This window comes from Frankia nepalensis, assembly GCF_016786325.1.
In the GTDB taxonomy this organism is placed as follows: Bacteria; Actinomycetota; Actinomycetes; order Frankiales; family Frankiaceae; genus Pseudofrankia; species Pseudofrankia nepalensis.
In genome coordinates, this window is record NZ_JADWYU010000343.1 from 1 (window position 1) to 1,700 (window position 1,700).

Annotated in this window: 1 protein-coding gene; it reads right to left on the reverse strand. The window is 71.2% G+C overall.

Translation table 11 applies throughout. From position 1 onward, the window contains the following. Positions 1-192 precede the first annotated feature (192 nt). Positions 193-1,581: an IS1380 family transposase gene (locus tag I6A81_RS41085; RefSeq protein ID WP_203008469.1), complete on the reverse strand. Its 1,389-nt coding sequence runs from the start codon at positions 1,579-1,581 to the stop codon at positions 193-195. Positions 1,582-1,700 lie beyond the last annotated feature (119 nt).

Sequence of the window (1,700 nt, forward strand, 5' to 3'; positions counted from 1 at the left end):
TAGCCCGGATCTTTCGTGCCTCGGCCAGGTGTGATCGCGAGCTGGCCTTCCACCCATGTTGATGTTGAGTTTTGCCGGTCGGTCCGGGTGCGGCCGTGGCCGGGTGCCCCGTTGTCGCGCGGGGTGGGCGTCCGGTCCACGCCCGGAGCGGTGTTTCTCCTGGTCGGCGGGGTGGGAGGTCGGTGGCGCGGGTTATCCGGGGGCGGGTAGCGCGCGCAGCGTCGTGATCGCCTGGACGGCGAGTGGTGTCCAGGGGTGGTGAGCGGCCAGGTGCAGCACTGTCCGGCGGGCGTGCCGGGCGAGCCGTCCTGCCAGCCAGAACAGCCGGTGACGCAGCCGTTTCGGTTCCCAGCGCCGTGCTGGGTGATCTGCGAGGGCGAGGAGCTGGGTCCAGGCGATCAGGTCGAGGGCGAGCGCGACGAGGGCGCACCAGATCTGGTTCTGCGCGAAGTCGTGCAGCGGCAGGTTCGTCAGGCCGGTATCCTTCGCGCCGCGGATCCGGTCCTCGCAGCGGGCGCGGCGGCGGTGGCGCAGTTCGAGGTCGGCGAGCTGGCCGCGGACGGTGTTCGTCGCGAACGCGGTGATCCGGTTCCCGTCGACGTCGGTGATCCGTAGCTGGGCGCCGGGATGCGGTCGTTCCTTACGGACGAGGACCCGCATTCCCGGCGGCCAGCCGGCCAGGTCCATCAGGCCGGTCAGTTCGGCGACGAACGCGCCGGGGCGCGGCTGGCCCTCGGCGTCGTAGGCCGGCGTCCACGCTTCCTTCGGAAGGCGGGCGATCAGCTGGGCGGTGGTGTCGGGCAGGGTGAACCCGACCGAGTACCCCACCCGGCGCCGGTGCAGCCAGCCCACGAAGGCGTGCGTACCACCCGCCGAGTCCGCACGGACCAGCACCGCACGAGACCGGCGCAGCCGTCGCGGCAGCTGGCCGAGTGCTCTGGTGGCGACCGTGATGTGGTCGGCGGCCGTGTTCGACCCGGCGTTCCCCGCGCGCAGCAGCACCGCCGCCGGTTCCCCGGCACCGGCCTGGCCGTGGTCGATGAACCCCCACAACGGGTGGAAGCCATATCCCTTCTTGAACGTCGGCCGGGCCTGTTCCTTCTCCGAATGGGCCGTCACCAGGGTCGCGTCCAGGTCCACGACCAGCGGGTCCTCCACCGACGCCGCGTGATCGGGCGCGTGCCGGCCCGCGAGCGACCACACCCGGCCACGTGCGACCGCTCTGGCCTGGTCGATCGCCGCGAGCGCCCGGTCCACGTCGAGCGCGAGGCGATCGATGGTCCGTGACACCGTCGGGTCCGAGGCCACCAGCCCGAACAGCTCCGGCTCGGCGCGCAGCAGCGCGATATCCGCGAGGCAGTCCCCACCCAGCGCCAGCGACACCGCCAGATCGGTCAGCACCTTCGCCGGGTCGTGCGTCGCGGCCGGTGACCGCCACCGGGCAAGCTCGTCCGACAGCACCCGATCCAGCCCACCGACACGGACCGTCTCGGTCAACAGCACCCCGCCCGCCGACGACACGACCCCCCGCCCGGCAGCGTCCACACGGACAGACGGGTAGACACCAGTACTCTGCACCATGAAGGTGCTCCTTGGTGATGGATGGTTCAGGCCCTCGACAAGCCCGATCCTCCCAGCTCAGGAGCACTTTCCCATTTCCGACACACCCACCAGACGATCACCGTCATGAAAGCCCTGGG